Here is a 17,576-nt window from a genome sequence, read left to right as displayed (position 1 = left end):
GGAACCGGATGTTCGAACGAGGACAAGATGAACAAGCTCGGCTATGAGCCTGCCACGCTTGGCGTTGACCAGGCCAAAGAGAAGGCCAGAGCGATCTCAAGCCAGATATTCGACATGATTGAAATCCGCGGAGGGAAGACCACCCAACCCGGACCCGGCATTTCAACCTGTGCAGAGGACCCCAAGCATCTCTACAAGGTGCGCCACACATGGTCGGCGTACGGGGTTTCCAAGGACGCCCTGTCCGACGGATTCGATAAGCTCCGCGAGCGAATGCCGAGCAATGGATGGAACATCACCAAGTACGGTCCCAACGACAGCCCGGACAAAGACCTCAGGATTCTCGCTGACTCCACCAAGGAGCAGTTCACGGCCAACATTGAGCTGCTCGATGCGACGAAACCCGGCAGTGCTCCATCGGCCAGCAAAGAGTCCGGAATCATGGTCACGCTGGTTTCCGCGTGCTTCCGAGCACCCGAAGACACAGACTTGAGCGGCGAGTATTGACACGGGGCCGCGGAAACGCCGGATGTCAGCGGATTGAAATGTCGCCGCTGGCCGCCCTCAAGCGGAAATCGAAATGATGAACCCAGCCGATCAGCGCCCATCGAGGCCTCGCCGTCCCCGACCCCGCCCCGAGGGCCTCAAGTTGGGCTCCAGGTATCTCGTGCTCGGCATCATCGCCGCCGTGGGTGGTCTGGCCGGATGCGTCCGCAGCACTATGGATGGTGCTGGAGTGCTGCAGATTCTCGCCCAGTTGGCGGTCGGCCTTCTAGGGTTGGCACTTGCGATTGCATGTGTTGTCGAGTACAGCAAGAAGTAGCCTTGACTACTCGGTTCTCTGGTCGTGGATCGACCTTCGTGACGGGATTCGCTGAGGTAAATCGACCGCTGACGGACCCCATTGGCCGCGCGGGCCCGCAAAGTCGCCTCAGACGAGGTGATCGAGCTCGCCGCGCTTCGCGGCCTCTATGAAGTTGCGCAGGCCTTCGCGAGTGGTGGTGACCAGCTCCCTCGGGCGAGTGGTTTCGCGCAGTATGGGGGTGCCGTCGGCCATGTGCCCAAGTTGGAGGCAGGAGTTGCCACCATTGCCTCCACAGAAGGGGACTTGCCACTGAATCTCGGACATCGTGGGCCTCTCAGAGTTGCTGGGCAATGGCGTGGATAAGACTGCGCGAGTCGTCCGGTGACAGGGAGCGTTCCTCCGCCTTGTCCAGCAGGCGGCGGTAGTCCAGCAAATCAGTCTCGGAGTCGACGAAGACAGCACCGTGGAAGCTGTCCAACTGCACGGTATCGAGCTGAGGAACCGGCCCGTGGGCGTAGCAGATCGGCTGCCCGGGACCGGCAAAGCCTTCCGCGTCGAAGGGCAGTACGCGAAGCGTGATGTTGCTCCGCTCGCTCATCCGGATGAGGTGGGCCAGCTGGTCGGCGGTCACCTTGGGACCTCCGAACTGCATGCGCAGAGCGGCCTCATGAATGATTGCGGTGAACTGCGGCGGGTGCTCGCGCAGGGTGAGGATTTCCTGGCGACGCATCCGGTGGGCCGCTCGTAGCTCGACCTCCCTGGGAGGGAGCGGTGCGAGCGACATCTCGAAGACCGCACGCGCGTGTTCAGCGGTCTGCAACAAACCTGGAAGATGGACCATCAAGAACATGCGCATGGCCGTTGCGTGGTGTTCGAGTTCCGCGACGTCCTGAAAGGCCACCGGGAGCAGGTCCCGGTAAGAGTCCCACCAGCGTTGACCCCGGTCCAGTGCCATGCCGGCCAAGGCCTCGATGAGATCGCTGTCCGTACAGCCGTAGTTGGCCGCCAGCACACGCACACGGTCGGCACTGATGCCGAAACGCCCTGACTCCATGTTGGGGATGCGCGTCCGGTCCACTCCGAGCAGCGCTGCCGCCTGTTGTGTCGTCACGCCCGCTGCCTCGCGCATCTTGCGCAGTTCGCTGCCGAGTCGACGCTGACGGACGGTGGGAATCCTTCTCGGTGGCATGTCACCTCTCTCAGGTAGCACGCACAGTCTGCCGGGACGAGGGGAGCAGATCCACCGCGTAGCAGTCTGCAGCGATCAGGTAGCAATGTGCGCAGCCACTGCGCTACCTTCGGTGTTGCTCAGCTCACACGCCGTGGCACCGGAAGCGCACCGCGCAAGCACGCCCGCCCTCCCTGGGGCGAGGTGTGCCCGCGCCCAGGGAGGCAGGCCACCGGTACCCGTTCGCGTGCGAGGACTCCACTCCCCCCACCACCATGGAGTGACCGCACATGAGTAACAACCCACCCTGCGTGTCGGAGGCCGCGCTCGCGGCAGCGGCCGCAGCTGCAGCCACCCCCCAACCCGCCACCCTCGACTACTCGTTCGCCTTCCCCGGTGGCGCCTACTGCCTCGCCATGGCCCGTACCGTCGTCAGACGCCTGCTCTCCGACCACGGGCTCGCCGACATGAGTGAGCTCGGCACTCTCGCCGCATCGGAACTCATCGCCCACGCTTGCCAGTTCACCCCCGGACAGGGAGTGAGCCTCTCACTTCGCTGGCGGTTCGGCGTGCTGCGGCTGACCGTGTTCGACGAGCACCCCGCCCACACCGCAACCGCCCGCAAGGCCTGTCACGCGCGGCGGCGCGAGGCACTGTCCACGCTGGACACCGTCGTCGGCTCCTGCGGCGGCATCGTCGGCCTCGACCACATGGGTACTCCGCTCAGCGGCGGAAGCAAGATGTGGGTCGCCCTCTCGCGCGAGGCAGCACGCAACTATGCGCGCCTCTGATCCCCCGCCCGCGGCGGAATAACTCATTCCAGTGTCACAAACCATCACCCCGCACCGCGGAATCCGAAGGTTTGCGTCACCGGAAGCGTCAACTCCGCTCCGGGAGCCGCCCGCACCGGGCCACAGGGCGGCGTCCCCCGCCTCCACCCCCGTCAGAGGCGGGGAACACCGCGCCGTCCCCCTAGCCCCAGAATTGCCGATCCGGCCGCCCCTGTTGACCTGATTCGGCGTGGCCCGAATGTCCCGTACACGGCCACAATCGACCCGTGGCCATACGGATCCACTTCACGGCCGACGACCTCGCCCGCACGCGCCTCGCCGAGGGGCCCCGTCCCCTGGTCGAACTCGGCATGATGACCTGGGCGAAGTGGCAGCCGACCCGTGCCCGCCGCCGTGGAAGCCGGCGATACGAGCCGTTCGAACCGCTGTCGGCCCCGCTCGTGCGGCTCGTCGACAGGCATCCCTGGAAGGGGCGCTTCCCTGCGTTCGTGCTGTCGCCCATGGAGTGCGGGCACCCCCGGGATGCCTTGGAGCAGCTGTGCTCCACACCCCACGCGCAGGTCCGCAAGCACTTGGCGGACCTCACCCAGCAGCACCGCTGGGTACTCCGCCACGACACGGGACCGGAGCCCCTGCAGCAGTACTTCGACATGCTGGCGCACATCCACGACCGGGACGAAGGCGCCGACTGGCCGCGCATCGACTCACTGGCGAGCGCCGATCGGGCGCTGCGGATCCAGCACTTGGCCACGGGCGGTGTCGAGAGCCTGCTGGCGGGCCTCGACCCGATCCGCATCCGCTGGCGCCCTCCCGTGCTCGAGGTCGCCTTCTTCACCGAGTTGGAGGTCCGACTCGGGGGCCGCGGGCTGCTGTTGGTCCCCACGCTGTACGGCGACAGACCGGTCGTGGGAGTGGATCCGTGCAACGTGCAGGACGCCCGGCCCCAGCACTGGCTGACCTACCCGGTCCGCCACGGCGAGCACCCCGCCGCCGCGCCCCGGTCCCCCGGCGCCGTACCGCCCCCGTCCCTGTCCGCGCTCCTCGGCCGTACTCGCGCCGCCGTGCTGTGCGCGATCGTCGCCCACCCCGGCACCACCACATCCCAGCTCGCCGCCCGCACCGGCATCGCCCCGGCGAGCGCCAGCGAACACGCCTCCGTCCTGCGCTCGGCTGGGCTCACGGCCGCGGTGCGGCACCGCAGTGCGATGCTGCACACGCCGACCTCCGCCGGCCTCGGCCTGCTCGACGCCGCCGCGACGGGCCCGTTCACGAGCCCTCCACCGGCGCCCCGTCCAGTTCGGCGAGGTCCTGCGGGGTGAGGTCCAGGGCCGCGGCCCCGATGTTGTCTCGGAGGTGGCGCAGCCGGGTGGTGCTGGGGACGGGGATGACGTGCGGGCCCTGCGCGAGGGTCCAGGCGAGGGCGATCTGGGCAGGGGTGGCGGCGTGGCGGGCCGCGACCGTGCGCAGGACGGTGAGGATGCGCTCGTTGGCCGCGCGGGCGCGGCGCGTGAAGCGGGGGTGGCGGGCGCGGACGTCGCCGGGGGCGAAGTCCGTGTGCGGGGTGATCGTGCCGGTGAGGAAGCCGCGCCCCAGGGGCGCGTACGGGGCGAACACCGCGCCGTTGCGGGCGCACCAGCGGACGACGGGCTGCGACTTCCGTGCCCACAGGGAGAGTTCGGACTGCACCGCCGCCACCGGGTGGATGCGGTGGGCCCGTTCGGCGTCGCGGACCCGGACGTCCGACAGGCCGAGGTGGCCGATCTTGCCCTGTGCGACCAGTGCGGCCAGGGCGCCCCAGCTGTCCTCCAGCGGGACGTCCGGGTCGATGCGGTGGAGGTAGCAGAGGTCGACGGCGTCGGTGCGCAGCCGGCGCAGGCTCGCCTCCACGGCGGCGCGCAGTTGTGCCGGTCTGCCGTCGCGGTGCAGGGTCATGGCCGCCAGGTCGTCCACGACGAAGCCGGCCTTGGTGGACAGGAACACCTCGGGGCGGCGGGCGGACAGGGTGCGGCCGATCAGCGTCTCGTTGTGGCCCTCGCCGTACACGCCCGCGGTGTCGAGGCAGGTGACGCCGCGGTCGACCGCGGCGTGCAGGAGGGCGGCGGCCTCGGTGTCGTCGGGGCCGGAGTGGGCGTACATCCAGGGGCTCAGCCCGGAGCAGCCCAGGCCGACGGCGCCGAGCGGCCGTCCGGTGGGCGGGAAGGTCCTGGTTCTCATGCCCGCACCCCTCCCTCCTGCCCCTGCCGGCGTCCCGTGCGACGATCCTCGCCATGATCACGACTTCGTCCTCCTGGACCGTCGCCCCGGGACCCGTCGGCTCCGCCGGATCGGCCGCGCTGCTGCGCGAGTACCTCGTCGACGTGGCCGACCGCTGGTACCTGCTGCACCACGGCCGGCGGTGCACTCCGGAGGAGATCGAGCGGCATCTGGCCGAGGACCCCAGCAACGATCTCGTCCCGCCGCACGGTGTGTTCCTGGTGGGCCGGTACAGCGGCGAGCCGGCCGGGTGCGTGGGGGTGCGACGGCTGGACGCGCGGACGGCCGAGGTGAAGCGGATGTTCATACGGCCCGCGCAGCGCGGGCGGGGCGGCGGGCCCGTCCTGCTGGCCGCGGCCGAGGAGGTCGCCCGCTCGTGGGGCGCGGAGCGGCTGGTGCTGGACACCCGGCTGGACCTGGTGGAGGCGCGGGCGCTGTACGCGCGCCAGGGCTTCCGCGAGACGCCTGCCTACAACGACAGCGCGTACGCGGAGGTCTGGATGGCCAAGCGACTGGCCCATCAGCAGAGCTGAGTTCATGGCCGCGCGTCGTGATCCCGTTTGACCTCGCCGCCGTCGCGCGGCTGTTCCTCGTCGGAGCCGCACAGCTCGGCGCTGAGTTCACGGACGAGCACGTTGAGGTCGGTGGGCCGGTCCGGCGTCCACCAGTCGCCGAGCAGTTCGGCCAGTGACTGCTCGCGCGCCTCGAAGAGCACTTCGGCCTGTTGCCTGCCCGCCTCCGTGAGGACGAACAGCACTCCGTCGCGCCGCACCAGCTCGCGCGTCTCCAACTGCCGTCCGGCCTCGGTGACCACCCGCAGGGGGATGCCCGCGCGCTCGGCGAGCAGCGACGGCTCGGCGGAGCCGAAGCGGTTGATGCGCAGCAGCATCCAGCTCGCGGCGGGCAGCAGGTCGAGGCCGGCGCGTTCGGTGATCTTCTCGTAGATGCGTCTGCGGCCCTCGCGGCTGCCGAGCAGGGAGAGCATGCGGGCGGCCTCGTCCCGCGACGAGCGCTGGACGGGGTTGCTGGAGACGACCTCGCTGGCGTCGGGCACGGTGACGCCGGTGCGCAGCGGCTCCTCCCGGAGGAACCAGGCGAGGGCGAAGGCGAGCAGCGCGGCGGGCACCGCGTAGACGAAGACGTCGGTGATCGACTGGGAGTAGGCATCGAGGACGCTCGCCCGCTCCGCGGCCGGCAGGCGGCCCACGGCCCGTGGATCGGCCTGCAGGGCGCCGGGTGTGACGCCGGGCGGCAGGGCGGCCCCGGCGAGGGCCGCGGCGATCCTGGGCCCGAGCTTGTTCGAGAAGATCGTGCCGAACACCGAGACGCCGAACGAGGCGCCGATGGAGCGGAAGAACGTGGCGCCGGAGGTGGCGACGCCCAGGTTCTCGTAGCCGACGGAGTTCTGCACGACGAGCACGAGCACCTGCATGACGAGGCCGAGCCCGAAGCCGAAGACGAAGAAGTAGACGCTCATCTCGCCCGTGCCGGTGGTGGGTTCGAGCTGGTGCAGCAGGAGCAGGCCGATCGTCATCACGCCGGTGCCGGCGATGGGGAAGACGCGGTAGCGGCCGGTGCGGCTGACGATCTGGCCGGAGCCGGTGGAGGCGATCAGCATGCCGGCCACCATCGGCAGCATGTGCACGCCGGACAGGGTCGGCGAGACGCCGTGGACGACCTGCAGGAAGGTCGGCAGGTAGGTCATCGAGCCGAACATCGCGAAGCCGACGATGAAGCCGATGACCGAGCAGAGCGTGAAGGTGCGGTTGCGGAACAGGCCCAGCGGCAGGACGGGTTCGGCCGCGCGCCGCTCGACGAGCACGAAGGGGACGAGCAGGGCCAGGCCGAGCACGCCGAGGGACACGATCTGCCAGGACGACCAGGCCCAGGTGGTGCCGCCGAGCGAGGTCATCAGCACCAGGCAGACGGCGACGCACGCGATGAGGAAGGTGCCGAGGTAGTCGATGCGGTGCGGGGTGCGGTGGACGGGGATGTGCAGCACGGCGGCGATGACGGCGAGCGCGACGGCGCCGACGGGCAGGTTGACGTAGAACACCCAGCGCCAGCTGAGGTGGTCCACGAACAGCCCGCCGAGCAGCGGTCCGAGCACGCTCGTACCGCCGAAGACCGCACCGAACAGGCCCTGGTAGCGGCCGCGGTCGCGGGGCGGCACGATGTCGCCGACGATCGCCATCGACAGCACGATCAGCCCGCCGCCGCCCAGGCCCTGCAGGGCGCGGAAGCCGATCAGCTCCAGCATGTTCTGCGCGGCCCCGCACAGGGCGGAGCCGACGAGGAAGATGACGATGGCGGTCTGGAAGAGCTTCTTGCGCCCGTACTGGTCGCCGAGCTTGCCCCACAGCGGGGTCGCGGCGGTGGAGGCGAGCAGATATGCCGTGACCACCCACGACAGGTGCTCCAGCCCGCCGAGGTCGCTGACGATCGTGGGCAGGGCGGTGGAGACGATGGTCTGGTCGAGCGCCGCCAGCAGCATCCCCAGCAGCAGGGCGCCGATGGCGACCCGCACGCTGCGCTGGTCCTGCCCCGCGCCGGGCGCGGGGGCGGCGGCCGTGGCGTGGCCGGGGGCGGATTCGGGTGGGAGTGCGGGTCGGTCCTGCGCCATGGGAACTCCCCTCCGTGGTGCGGCCGGGGTCGGGGTTCCGTCAAGCTCCATCGTGAGCCGGAAGTGCCCGTACGGCCTGCCGGGGCGCCCGTTCGGGCGGACCCGGAGGGGGCCCGCGCAGCCGCTGCGACCAGGGGCATTGGCGTTCTTGGCGGTGGTTTTTGTATCTTTGAGAAACAAAGTGGCCCCGCCCGCACTCCCTGACCGGTGGACGGGGCCGCTTGTCTTTCTCCCGCGCTCTGGAGTCCTCGGATGACCATCACGCTCACCGCCCGCGCACTGCTGCTGGACATGGACGGGACCATCGTCAACTCCGACGCCGTCGTCGAGCGCTGCTGGCGCCGCTGGGCCGGGGAACACGGCCTGGACGCGGACGAGGTCATGAAGGTCGTCCACGGCCGCCAGGGCTACGCGACCATGGCCGTCCTGCTGCCGGACCGCCCCATGGAGCTCAACCACGCCGACAACCGGCGCATGCTCGAGGCCGAGACGGCCGACGTCGACGGCGTCGTGCCGGTGCCGGGTGCGCCCGCCTTCATGGCCTCCCTGGCCGGCCTCCCGCACGCCCTGGTCACGTCCGCGGACAGCGGTCTGGCGCGGGCGCGCATGGGGGCGGCGGACCTGCCGATGCCGGACGTGCGCGTCACGGCGGAGTCGGTGAGCGCCAGCAAGCCGGATCCCGAGGGCTTCCTCAAGGGGGCCGCGGAGCTGGGCTTCGCGCCCGCGGACTGCGTGGTCTTCGAGGACTCGGAGGCCGGGATCGCGGCGGGGCGCGCCGCCGGTATGCGGGTTGTGGGGGTCGGCCCTCGCGCTGCCGCGCTCGCGCCGGATGTGGCCGTGGACGACCTCACACGGGTCCGCGTGTCCGCGGGGGCGGACGGCGGGATCGTGCTGACGGTCGGCTGACTCAGGCTTCCGCCCGCCCGCTCGGCGGCCCGCGCACAGCGGATCCCTTCCGGGGGTTCGGGGTCGTCCGAGCGGGCGGGCGGGGATCCTTTTCCCGCTGCGGGTCGTTCTCGGCTGGTCGCGCAGTTCCCCGCGCCCCTTACGGGGCTGGTGATCGCGCCCCAAAGGGGCGCGGGGAACTGCGCGACCGGCCACGACGAGCCCGCAGCCGACGCACTGCCCCCTTACCCCAGTGCCGCCTCGTACAGACTGAACCCCGCCAGCGCCAGCATCACCAGTGCCGCCACCTTCGTGATCAGGGCCAGCGGTACGCGGCGCATCAGGGCCTTGCCGCCCACGATGCCCGCGCCGGCGACCGCCCACAGGCCCAGGGTCGCGCCCACGCCCACCGACACCGGGTCGTTGTAGCGCGCGGCCAGGTTCGCGGTCATGATCTGCGTGAGGTCGCCGAACTCCGCGACCAGGATCAGCATGAAGCCCGCCCCGGACACCTTCCAGAAGGACTGGTCCGCAGGCTTCTTGATCTCCTCTTCGTCGTCGTCCTTCTTCAGCAGCAGCATGGCGGCGCCCACCAGGAAGGCCACCCCGACCACGCCCTGGAGCAGCCGCTGCGGCAGCAGCGTCAGCAGGCTGCCCGCCGCGATGGCGAGTGCGACGTGCACGGCGAAGGCGGCCGCGACGCCGGCGAAGACGTACGAGGCCCGGTAGCGCGTACCGAGCATCAGGGACGCCAGGGCGGTCTTGTCGGGGAGCTCGGCCAGGAAGATCACGCCGAAGACCAGCGCGGCGACGGTGAAGCTGAACACAGGAGCGGTTTCCTCAAGTCGGAGAGGTGACGCTGTCGTACCGCACCGACGAGTTCAGGGGTCGCTTCGGCACGGCAGCGTCGCGTATGGACACTGCTGCCGAAGGTCTCGCTGGCCGGGCCTGCAAGCGCAAGCGTTCCGGCCTCCGGGCGCCGGCCGGGCACGAGGCTCGGCAGTATGTCGACGGTCCGGCGAAGAGCTACTCCCCTTCTGCTCCTCTCAGGGTACGTGACGCGGCACCCGGCGCAGCAGCCCGCGAGCCACCAGCTCCAGCGTGACCGCGACCGCCACCACCTGCACCGCCATCAGCGCGACCAGCACGAACAGCTGCACCGCCCCGGCCAGCAACGGTGAGGCGCCGCCCAGCAGCATGCCCACGAAAGCGCCGGGGAGGGTGACCAGCCCCACAGTGCGGGTCTGGTCCAGCCCGGGCAGCAGCGCGTCGGACGCCACGGGGCGGGCGATCTCCAGCCGGGCGTCCCGGTCGAGCAGGCCGAGCGCCAAGGCCGCCTCCACCTCGCCGTGCCGGGTGCGCAGTTCGTCGAGGGCCCGCCGCCCGGCCAGCACGGTCGCCGTCATGCCGCCGCCGATGAGGATGCCCGTGATCGGGATCAGGGCCACGCCCTTGAGGGGGACGAGCCCGGTCAGCAGCAGCGCGGCCACCACGGGCAGGACCCCGGCGGCGATCGGCAGCGCGGCCCACCACCAGGTGCGGTCGTCGGTGATGCGCCGCCCGGCCGTGCGCACCGCGACGGCGAACATCAGGAGCACGAAGCCCAGCAGCAGCGGCACCGCGTGCACCACCCACCCGATCAGGGCGGAGACGGCGGCCAGTTGGACGGCTGCGCGCAGCCCGGCCAGGGCGACGGCCCGGGCGTAGGGGCGCTCGTGCCCGTCGGCGAGGTGCGCGGCCGCGGCGACGGCGACGGTCGCGACGAGCAGGACGGCGAGGAACACGCCGAGGGTGGTGTTGACGGGCAGCAGCGCTGCGGCGGCGAGCACCCGGCCACCCTACGGAGCCCTGCGTAAAGGGTTCGTCACGGCACGGAAAATCAAGAACTTGAACTTGCAAGTACTATTAGGGAGCCCTAACCTGAACTACTCCTTTGTTTCCCGTCCCCGTCACACAAGGAGCCCCACGCATGCCTCCCACGCCGACCCCCACGGCCTCCCCCACGACCCCGGCGGCCACCGCTCGCGCCGCCGCCCCCGCGCCCGGCCCGCTCGCCGGACGCCTGGACGCGGCCCGCCCGTACGTCCTGTCGCTGTTCCGCATCGTCGTCGGCCTGCTCTTCGCCACCCACGGCGCCGCCTCGCTCTTCGGCATCCTGGGCGGCGCGGCCGGCACCCACGGCGGCACCATCCCCACGGGCACCTGGCCCGGCTGGTACGCGGCCGCCATCCAGCTCGTGGCCGGCATCCTCGTGCTGCTCGGCACCGGCACCCGCACCGCGGCGCTGATCGCCTCCGGCTCCATGGCCTACGCGTACTTCAACGTGCACCAGAAGGTGGCCCTGTGGCCGATCCAGAACGGCGGCGAGGCGTCCGCGATGTTCTGCTGGGCCTTCCTGCTGCTGGTCTTCACCGGCCCCGGCGCGCTCTCCCTGGACCGCTTCTTCGGCCGCTCCGCGCGCAACTCCGCCTGACCGCGCCCCGGCCGGGGCGCGGTGCGCTCAACTGATCTGATGCGCACGACCGATGTGCACCTTGAGGCGCGCGATGCGAAGAACATCACGCGCCCCGTGCTCATCTCCCGTTTACTTCAGGCGTACGCTGTACGGTTGTGAAGGCCGCCCCTGCCGCTCCCCTGCGACGTCGCGGCGGGGGACCGTACCGGGAGATCAGGACGTGCTGGAGCAGTTGGGGGCCTTGGCCGACACCCCATGGATATACGTGATCGTCGGGCTGTCCGTCCTCCTGGACGTCTTCCTGCCGGTGCTGCCGAGCGGGGTCCTGGTGATCACCGCCGCCACCGCCGCCGCGGGCTCCGCCGCCGACGCGGTGGGTGACGCGGCTCACGGACACACCGGCTTCCCCAACATGTTCGCGCTCGTCGCCTGTGCGGCCACCGCGTCCGTCCTCGGCGACATGGTCGCCTACCGCCTCGCCTGGCGCGGCGGCGACCGCTTCGACCGTGCCATCGCCCGCTCCCGCCGGCTGACCGCCGCCCAGGCCAAGCTGGGCACGGCCCTGTTGCGCGGCGGCGGACCGCTCGTCGTCCTGGCCCGCTTCGCGCCCGCCGGCCGCTCGGTGGTCAGCCTCGGCGCGGGCGTGATGCACCGCAGGGTGGCCGAGTTCCTGCCGTGGTCCGCGCTGGCGGGTGTGACCTGGGCCGCCTACAGCGTCAGCCTGGGCTATTTCGGCGGCCTGTGGCTCGGCGCGACCTGGCTGGGCACCGCGGTCTCCGTCCTCGCGCTGTTCGCGGCGGGCGCGGGAGCGGTGTACCTGATGAAGCGCCCCGAGGAACCGGAAGCGCAGCCGCACTGAGGCAGTGGGACAACGGACAGCGGGCCGGCTCCGATCGACGATCGACGGAGCCGGCCCGCTGCCGTATGCACTCAGGGACGTTCAGAGACAGTCAGCGACCGTCAAGACCCGTCGGTTCACCGGACCTTGGCGAACACGTCCCGGTCCAGGGACTTCAGCCCGTTCGCCCAGAGCTGGTTGACGCGGCTGCGCTCGGCGGCGTTCGGGTACGGGTTCGTGCAGGACGGGCCGGGGCCGCCGCCGGACATCAGCTCGCTGCACGGGCCCGAGTAGTGGTCCGGCAGGCCGAGGACGTGACCGGTCTCGTGCGTGGTGACGCGCGTCGAGTCGTACTCCTGGTTCTGCTGGTAGTCCAGGAAGACGTACCCGCGGCCGTGGCCGTCCGTGCTGGCGTAGGAGCCGCGGGAGTCGTTGCCCTCGTAGTAGCTGAAGTCGGCGTTGCCGCCCGCTCTCAGCTGGACGTTGCGGACGGAACTGTTCCAGATCTGGGCCGCGTTGGCTATCTCGTTCTGGAAGCTCGGCGCCTGGCTCGGGTCGTAGGTGACCGTCACGGTGCGCAGGCCGGGCGACGCGGCCTGCTTCGCCTTCGCGGACTTCAGCACGGCCTCGAAGAACGCCTTGGTGTCGGCCTGTTCGCGGGCCGAGCCGACGTAGGCGGCCCGCGAGGACTCCGTGGACCCGGTCTGCTTCGCCGGGTGCGCCGTGGTCGCCGCCGAGGCGGGCACGGCGGTCATGGCGGCTGCCAGGCCCAGCCCGAGGGCGGCGGACAGCACTGCGGTGGAGCGGTTCATGTGGGGGACTCCATTCGTGCCGAGAACCCCGGGCCGCATCGGGTGGGCCGACGGCCGGAGTTCAACGGGTGAACGCTTGTTCCCCTTGAGTCTGTGACGTGTTAACGCTGGTGAGGATGATGCCAATTGGGCATAGCGCGGCCCAATCACCTATCCTTCGCGCTCCGTAGTCGGACCATCTCTGTCATGTGTCTGGTGTGACGTACGAGGCGAAGTTATGCTCCCTGCGTGGAGCTTGAGGTCAGGCACCTCCGTGCACTTTGCGCCATCGCCGACACCGGCAGCGTCCGCAAGGCCGCCCTGCAGCTGGGCATGACCCAGCCCTCCCTCACCACGCAGCTCCGCCGCATCGAAGGCTCCGTCGGCGGGCTGCTGTTCACCCGCGAACGGACCGGCAGCCGCCCCACTCCCCTGGGCCACTCCGTCCTCGCCCGCGCCCGCCCCATCGTCGCCGAGATGAGCGCCCTGGTCACCGCGGCCAGGGACGCGGCACTCGGCATCGGCGGCGTGCGGCTGCGCATCGGCAGCATCGGCAGCCGCGCGGTGACGGGCTGGCTGCACCGCATCCACCGACGGCTGCCGGAGACGGACACGACGATCCACATCGACGTCTCCTCCTCCGTCCTGCTGCAGCTGCTGGCGACGAACCAGCTCGACGTCGCGTTCGTCCACGAGACGACGGGCTTCCCGCTGCACGTCCCGGCCGGGGTCGAACGCCGCGTGCTCATCGCCTGCGAGCCGCGCTTCGTCGCCCTGTCCGCCGGACACCCGGCGGCCGCGCGCCCGGTGGTGCCGCTGGGCGAACTCGCCGGTGACGCCTGGATCACCGACCCGGCGGCCGACCAGGAGGCGACGGCACTGCGCCGCGCGTTCACGGCCGCGGGCCTGGACCCCCGCATCCTGCACGTCCGCGACACCACGACGGCGGCCGAACTGGTCGCCTCCGGCGAGGCGGTGCGCTGCTGCCAGCCGACGGCGGCACCGGAGGCCGGGACGGTCGTCCGCCCGCTGCTCGGCGACCCGTTGACGGCACAGCTGTCGCTGGCGTCGCGGCCGGGCGCGTTACCGCTGCGCGAACTGGACGCGCTGTTCGGCGATCTGATGGAGGCGTATGCGGCGGCAGCAGAGCGGAATGAGACGTATCGCTTATGGCTGCGGGAGCAGGGAGGCGGTCTGCTCCCGCTGCCGACGGGCCGGTGACCGAGGGCGGAGGCATTGCATTTCCGACGAGTTTCCGGAGGTTTCACGACAAGTTACGCACCGGAGTTGCCCAAGCCGAAACAATCGCGACAGTCTGGTTGCCTAGAGCAACCTCACTGGAGGATCCGCAATGCCCAGCACGAGCACCGGCGGGGACACCTCGCCGGCCTTCCGCACCTACGTCGAGGAGAATCTGGACGCCCTCGGCTCCGACCCCGGCCGCGAGGCCCTGATCCACGGGGACCGGCGCGTCACCTCGGGCGAGATCCGCGACCTCGTCTACCGCATGACCCGAGCCCTCCGGGCCCAGGGGCTGCAGCGCGGGCACACGGTCACCCTGCTGAGCGGCAACCTGCCCGAGATCATCGCCGCCCGCTACGCGGCCAATCTGCTCGGCTGCAAGGTCAACCACCTCTACAACAAGCTGTCCGCCGACGTCCAGGCCACCATCGTCCGCGACGTCGAGACGCACACGCTGATCGTCGACCCGCGCCTGGCCGCACGGGCCGCCGAGGTCACGGACCTGGCCCCGGTGAAGTCCGTGCTCGTTCTCGGCCCTTCGGACGTGGGCACCGACCTGCTGGAACTGGCCGCCGGCGAATCCGCCGAGCCGTTCCCCAACCAGGCGCAGCCCGGCGACGTGTGCACCATCCGGCACACCGGCGGCACGACCGGCCACCCCAAGGGCATCTGCAGCACGTTCGGGCAGAACCCGTTCCGGGCGATGGAGCACGACTCCGAGGTCCGCCTGCTCGTCTGCACCACCCTGGCCCACGCCGCCGGGCACATGGCCGACGCCACCCTGCGCGAGGGCGGCGTCGTCGTCCTGCTGGAGGACTTCGACCCCGCGGCCGTCCTCGCCGCCATCGGGCGCGAGCGCATCACGGACCTCTTCCTGCTGCCGCCGCTGCTGTACCAGCTGATGGACCACCCGGACGCGGCCCGCACCGACACCTCCAGCCTGCGCTGCATCGCCTACGGCGGCTGCCAGTCCTCCCCGGCCCGCATCGCGGACGCGGTGCGCCGCTTCGGCCCCGTACTCCTGCAGTTCTACGGGCAGAACGAGGCCGGCGGCATCAGCATCCTCACCCCCGAGGACCACGACCTCGACCACCCGCGCCACCTGCAGCGCCTGCGCTCCGCGGGCAGGCCGCTGGAGGGCGTCGAGATCGCGATCCGCGACGAGAGCGGCCGCGACCTGCCCGTCGGCGAGCACGGTGAGATATGCATCCGCTCGGAACGACTGATGCAGGGCTACTGGAAGCAGCCGGAGCTGACCGCCGAGGTGCTGCGGGACGGCTGGCTGCACACCGGTGACATCGGCTTCGTCGACGACGAGGGCTACATCACCGTCGTCGACCGTCTCAAGGACATGATCGTCGTGGTCGGCGGCCACGTGTACACCAGCGAGCTCGAGGACGTCCTCAACTCCCACCCGGAGGTGCTCCAGAGCGCGGTCTTCGGCGTCCGCGACGCCGACCGCATGGAGCAGGTCCACGCGGTCGTCGTCCCGGTGCCGGGCAGCGGCGTCGACGCGGAGCAGCTGCGCGAGATGGTCCGCGAGGACCGGGGCGCGATGTACGTGCCGGCGAGCATCGTCTTCGCGGCGGCGCTGCCGCTGACGGATGCGGGCAAGCCGGACAAGAAGCAGCTGCGCCGGGAGACCGAACAGGCCGTGTCGGCCTGAGGCGTTACAGAACCGGGCTTACAACAGCCCCAGGTCGCCGAGCTCCTTGTGGAGGCCGGCACGGGGATGTCCCTCGGCCGCCGCCCCGCCGGGGCGGCGGCCGGGATCACTCCTTCGACTGCGGTCACGGAAGAGCCACGCCCCGGCCACCCCGCCGACGAGCCCGCCGAGGTGCCCCAGCCAGCTGACGCCCGGCGTCCCGGGCACGGCCACGGTAAGCAGGTAGGCGAAGGACGCGGCCATGACGATGCCGACGAGCGTGTCGATCAGGTGCCGGTCGAAGAGGCCGCGGACGACGACGTACCCGAAGTACCCGAAGACGAGCCCGCTGGCACCGACAGTCGCGACGTTCGCGCCCTCCAGGAACCAGACCGTCAGCCCGCTGACCACGGCGACCAGCAGGGTCAGCCCGAGGAAGCGGGCCACGCCGCGGTAGGCGGCGAGGAAGCCGAAAACGAACAGCGGCCCGGAGTTGCTCTCGATGTGGGCCCAGCTCCAGTGCAGGAACGGCGCGGCGAGCACGTCGGGCAGCCGCCCGACGTCACCGGAGACCAGCCCGAAGTGGCGGGAAAGGGCATAGTCCTCGCCCCAGTTGGCGAGCTGGACCAGCCATACGACGGCCAGGAAGGCGAACATCACGAAGAACGCCTTCCGCGCCTCCGCGACCATCTGCTCTGCCGTCTTCTCTGCATTCACCTGCGCATTTTAGAGCCGCCGCCGCGCCACGGCCCATCCCGCCCGGAGCACCGGCTGCATACGCCGGGCCGAAATTGGCTATTGTCCAGCCGACACTCGTTCAAGATCATCGGGGGAATTCCATGTCGGAGCAGGCGCCTGCCCGCAAGGGCAGAACTGCAGCAATCGGCTGGGCGCTGACCATCGCCTTCAACATCGTTGCGCCGATCATGACGTACAACCAACTGGCCTCGGCCGGATACGACGAGGTCACCGCACTTCTCGCCTCCGCCGCCTGGCCGGTGGCGGACATCGCCGTCTATCTGGCCTGGCATCGCCGGGTCGACGAATTCGCCGTGATCAGCCTGGTGTTCATGGCACTGACCATCGCGGTCACGCTGGCCGGTCCGCAGTCGGCCCGGCTGATCCTGGTCAAGGACTCGCTCGTCACCGGGATCTTCGGGCTCGCCTGCCTGGCCTCACTGGCCGCCCCGCGCCCGATGATGTTCTACTTCGGCCGCAAATTCGCCACCGACGGCACGACGGCCGCCGTCGCCTGGTGGAACGGCCTGTGGCAGTACGAGGGATTCCGCCGCGTACAGCGGAACCTCACCATCGGCTGGGGCCTGGCCTACATCGCCGAGGCGGTATTGCGCGTTGCCCTGTCCTATGTCCTCAGCACGTCCGCGATGGTGACGGTGAACTCGGTACTCTCGTATGCCGTCACCGGCGTGCTGATCTTCTGGACGATCACGTACGCGCGCCGCTCCCGGCCCAAGACCGCCGCGGCGACCGCTCCCGAGCCGGCGACCACCTGAGTCACCCATCGGACACCCCCTAGGGTGCCCTCATGACGGAGGACCCGACCCGCGCGCCTGCCGGCCCGCAGAGCGCGCGGCGACGCAGCTTCGGCGAGGTGGCCGAGGCATACGACGCCGCGCGCCCCGACTACCCCGACCAACTGGTCGCCGGCGTCGTGGAGTTCGCCGACCTGCGGGAAGCCCCCGCACTGGAGGTCGGCGCCGGCACCGGCAAGGCCACGCGCGCGTTCGCCGTGCACGGGCTCACGATGACGTGCATCGAGCCGGACCAGCGCATGGCCGGGGTGCTGTCGCGCACGTGCGCCGGGCTGCCCGGCGTGACCGTGGAGACCGGCGAATTCGAGACCCGGCAACCGGACCACCGCTACGGCCTGCTGTTCTCCGGGCAGGCCTGGCACTGGCCCTCGACTGCCTTGGTCTTGCTGGATCCCGCAGGCCACCCGTTCCGCATCTCCACCCTCGTCCGAGGTCGACCTGCAAACCAATGACCGTGACCGTGCAAGCCGAGCAGGGCAGCTAATTCGCGGCTGTCCCGCTCGGGTTGCGGAGAAGGTGACGCACAC

At 70.6% G+C, this 17,576-nt stretch carries 19 protein-coding genes; 11 read left to right on the top strand and 8 right to left on the bottom strand.

The features are described from left to right. Nucleotides 1-27: 27 nt before the first annotated feature. A complete protein-coding gene (locus ACMATS_RS26935; protein ID WP_414169350.1) occupies nt 28-507 on the top strand; it encodes a hypothetical protein in 480 nt (159 codons plus the stop codon). 424 nt (nt 508-931) lie between these two features. On the opposite strand, the gene ACMATS_RS26930 is transcribed toward ACMATS_RS26935, so the two are convergent. Continuing rightward, nucleotides 932-1,057: a hypothetical protein gene (locus ACMATS_RS26930; RefSeq protein ID WP_390777853.1), complete on the bottom strand. Its 126-nt coding sequence runs from the start codon at nt 1,055-1,057 to the stop codon at nt 932-934. Between the two features lie 82 nt (nt 1,058-1,139). Further along, nucleotides 1,140-1,994 (bottom strand): helix-turn-helix domain-containing protein, encoded by an 855-nt coding sequence (locus ACMATS_RS26925; protein ID WP_390777854.1) that lies wholly within the window; start codon nt 1,992-1,994, stop codon nt 1,140-1,142. A 269-nt stretch (nt 1,995-2,263) separates the two neighbouring features. Between ACMATS_RS26925 and ACMATS_RS26920 the strand changes: the two genes are divergently transcribed. Both ACMATS_RS26920 and ACMATS_RS26915 read left to right on the top strand, forming a co-directional pair. Next, nucleotides 2,264-2,764, top strand: a complete 501-nt coding sequence (locus ACMATS_RS26920; protein ID WP_414169349.1) for an ATP-binding protein — start codon at nt 2,264-2,266, stop codon at nt 2,762-2,764. A 266-nt stretch (nt 2,765-3,030) separates the two neighbouring features. Continuing rightward, nucleotides 3,031-4,083, top strand: a complete 1,053-nt coding sequence (locus ACMATS_RS26915; RefSeq protein WP_414169348.1) for a winged helix-turn-helix domain-containing protein — start codon at nt 3,031-3,033, stop codon at nt 4,081-4,083. Here the strand turns inward: ACMATS_RS26915 and ACMATS_RS26910 are convergent. Continuing rightward, the gene (locus ACMATS_RS26910; protein ID WP_414169347.1) at nt 4,031-4,978 is read right to left on the bottom strand and encodes an aldo/keto reductase; all 948 of its coding nucleotides are present in this window, start codon (nt 4,976-4,978) and stop codon (nt 4,031-4,033) included. The two genes, ACMATS_RS26915 and ACMATS_RS26910, sit on opposite strands and share 53 nt — an antisense overlap. 53 nt (nt 4,979-5,031) lie before the next feature. On the opposite strand from ACMATS_RS26910, the gene ACMATS_RS26905 reads away from it, so the two are divergent. Next, nucleotides 5,032-5,550, top strand: coding sequence for a GNAT family N-acetyltransferase (locus ACMATS_RS26905; protein ID WP_414169346.1), 519 nt, complete (start codon nt 5,032-5,034; stop codon nt 5,548-5,550). Nucleotides 5,551-5,552: 2 nt separating this feature from the next. Here the strand turns inward: ACMATS_RS26905 and ACMATS_RS26900 are convergent, their stop codons facing one another. Then, entirely contained in the window at nt 5,553-7,640 is a 2,088-nt protein-coding gene (locus ACMATS_RS26900) for a DHA2 family efflux MFS transporter permease subunit (RefSeq protein WP_390777859.1), read from the bottom strand. Nucleotides 7,641-7,892: 252 nt separating this feature from the next. Here ACMATS_RS26900 and ACMATS_RS26895 point away from each other — a divergent pair, with 252 nt between their 5' ends. Then, nucleotides 7,893-8,546 carry an HAD-IA family hydrolase gene (locus ACMATS_RS26895; protein WP_414169345.1) on the top strand — a complete coding sequence of 218 codons (654 nt, stop codon included), beginning with the start codon at nt 7,893-7,895 and terminating at the stop codon, nt 8,544-8,546. A gap of 224 nt (nt 8,547-8,770) precedes the next feature. Here the strand turns inward: ACMATS_RS26895 and ACMATS_RS26890 are convergent, their stop codons facing one another. Both ACMATS_RS26890 and ACMATS_RS26885 read right to left on the bottom strand, forming a co-directional pair. Beyond that, a complete protein-coding gene (locus ACMATS_RS26890; RefSeq protein ID WP_390777861.1) occupies nt 8,771-9,352 on the bottom strand; it encodes a TMEM165/GDT1 family protein in 582 nt (193 codons plus the stop codon). 219 nt (nt 9,353-9,571) lie between these two features. Beyond that, nucleotides 9,572-10,354, bottom strand: coding sequence for an ABC transporter permease (locus ACMATS_RS26885; RefSeq protein ID WP_414169344.1), 783 nt, complete (start codon nt 10,352-10,354; stop codon nt 9,572-9,574). Nucleotides 10,355-10,494: 140 nt separating this feature from the next. On the opposite strand from ACMATS_RS26885, the gene ACMATS_RS26880 reads away from it, so the two are divergent. Together ACMATS_RS26880 and ACMATS_RS26875 are read left to right on the top strand one after the other, a co-directional pair. Beyond that, nucleotides 10,495-10,998, top strand: coding sequence for a DoxX family protein (locus ACMATS_RS26880; protein ID WP_390777863.1), 504 nt, complete (start codon nt 10,495-10,497; stop codon nt 10,996-10,998). A 202-nt stretch (nt 10,999-11,200) separates the two neighbouring features. Beyond that, on the top strand, nt 11,201-11,839 hold the full coding sequence (locus tag ACMATS_RS26875; RefSeq protein WP_390777864.1) for a DedA family protein: 639 nt from the start codon (nt 11,201-11,203) through the stop codon (nt 11,837-11,839). Nucleotides 11,840-11,955: 116 nt separating this feature from the next. Here ACMATS_RS26875 and snpA read toward each other — a convergent pair whose 3' ends face one another. Beyond that, a complete protein-coding gene (gene snpA, locus ACMATS_RS26870; RefSeq protein ID WP_390777865.1) occupies nt 11,956-12,630 on the bottom strand; it encodes a snapalysin in 675 nt (224 codons plus the stop codon). Nucleotides 12,631-12,858: 228 nt separating this feature from the next. Between snpA and ACMATS_RS26865 the strand changes: the two genes are divergently transcribed. Together ACMATS_RS26865 and ACMATS_RS26860 are read left to right on the top strand one after the other, a co-directional pair. Further along, nucleotides 12,859-13,830, top strand: a complete 972-nt coding sequence (locus tag ACMATS_RS26865) for a LysR family transcriptional regulator (RefSeq protein WP_391155832.1) — start codon at nt 12,859-12,861, stop codon at nt 13,828-13,830. A 130-nt stretch (nt 13,831-13,960) separates the two neighbouring features. Beyond that, nucleotides 13,961-15,517 carry an AMP-binding protein gene (locus ACMATS_RS26860; RefSeq protein ID WP_414169343.1) on the top strand — a complete coding sequence of 519 codons (1,557 nt, stop codon included), beginning with the start codon at nt 13,961-13,963 and terminating at the stop codon, nt 15,515-15,517. Nucleotides 15,518-15,535: 18 nt separating this feature from the next. Here ACMATS_RS26860 and ACMATS_RS26855 read toward each other — a convergent pair whose 3' ends face one another. After that, nucleotides 15,536-16,213 carry a rhomboid family intramembrane serine protease gene (locus ACMATS_RS26855; RefSeq protein WP_414169342.1) on the bottom strand — a complete coding sequence of 226 codons (678 nt, stop codon included), beginning with the start codon at nt 16,211-16,213 and terminating at the stop codon, nt 15,536-15,538. 122 nt (nt 16,214-16,335) lie between these two features. Here ACMATS_RS26855 and ACMATS_RS26850 point away from each other — a divergent pair, with 122 nt between their 5' ends. After that, nucleotides 16,336-17,010, top strand: a complete 675-nt coding sequence (locus ACMATS_RS26850) for a VC0807 family protein (RefSeq protein ID WP_414169341.1) — start codon at nt 16,336-16,338, stop codon at nt 17,008-17,010. A gap of 32 nt (nt 17,011-17,042) precedes the next feature. Continuing rightward, the gene (locus ACMATS_RS26845) at nt 17,043-17,501 is read left to right on the top strand and encodes a class I SAM-dependent methyltransferase (RefSeq protein ID WP_414169340.1); all 459 of its coding nucleotides are present in this window, start codon (nt 17,043-17,045) and stop codon (nt 17,499-17,501) included. Nucleotides 17,502-17,576: the final 75 nt, after the last annotated feature.

It is taken from the genome of Streptoverticillium reticulum, assembly GCF_047456005.1.
GTDB classification, from domain to species: Bacteria; Actinomycetota; Actinomycetes; order Streptomycetales; family Streptomycetaceae; genus Streptomyces; species Streptomyces reticulum.
Note: the sequence above shows the minus strand (reverse complement) of the source record. Positions and strands in the feature narration are given on the sequence as shown.

Bases quoted from the DNA above. Each gene is read 5' to 3' on its own strand.
- ACMATS_RS26935 (WP_414169350.1), top strand. From the start codon at position 28: ATGAACAAGCTCGGCTATGAGCCTGCCACGCTTGGCGTTGACCAGGCC.
- ACMATS_RS26930 (WP_390777853.1), bottom strand. From the start codon at position 1,057: ATGGCCGACGGCACCCCCATACTGCGCGAAACCACTCGCCCGAGGGAG.
- ACMATS_RS26925 (WP_390777854.1), bottom strand. From the start codon at position 1,994: ATGCCACCGAGAAGGATTCCCACCGTCCGTCAGCGTCGACTCGGCAGC.
- ACMATS_RS26920 (WP_414169349.1), top strand. From the start codon at position 2,264: ATGAGTAACAACCCACCCTGCGTGTCGGAGGCCGCGCTCGCGGCAGCG.
- ACMATS_RS26910 (WP_414169347.1), bottom strand. From the start codon at position 4,978: ATGAGAACCAGGACCTTCCCGCCCACCGGACGGCCGCTCGGCGCCGTC.
- ACMATS_RS26905 (WP_414169346.1), top strand. From the start codon at position 5,032: ATGATCACGACTTCGTCCTCCTGGACCGTCGCCCCGGGACCCGTCGGC.
- ACMATS_RS26900 (WP_390777859.1), bottom strand. From the start codon at position 7,640: ATGGCGCAGGACCGACCCGCACTCCCACCCGAATCCGCCCCCGGCCAC.
- ACMATS_RS26895 (WP_414169345.1), top strand. From the start codon at position 7,893: ATGACCATCACGCTCACCGCCCGCGCACTGCTGCTGGACATGGACGGG.
- ACMATS_RS26880 (WP_390777863.1), top strand. From the start codon at position 10,495: ATGCCTCCCACGCCGACCCCCACGGCCTCCCCCACGACCCCGGCGGCC.
- snpA (WP_390777865.1), bottom strand. From the start codon at position 12,630: ATGAACCGCTCCACCGCAGTGCTGTCCGCCGCCCTCGGGCTGGGCCTG.
- ACMATS_RS26860 (WP_414169343.1), top strand. From the start codon at position 13,961: ATGCCCAGCACGAGCACCGGCGGGGACACCTCGCCGGCCTTCCGCACC.
- ACMATS_RS26850 (WP_414169341.1), top strand. From the start codon at position 16,336: ATGTCGGAGCAGGCGCCTGCCCGCAAGGGCAGAACTGCAGCAATCGGC.
- ACMATS_RS26845 (WP_414169340.1), top strand. From the start codon at position 17,043: ATGACGGAGGACCCGACCCGCGCGCCTGCCGGCCCGCAGAGCGCGCGG.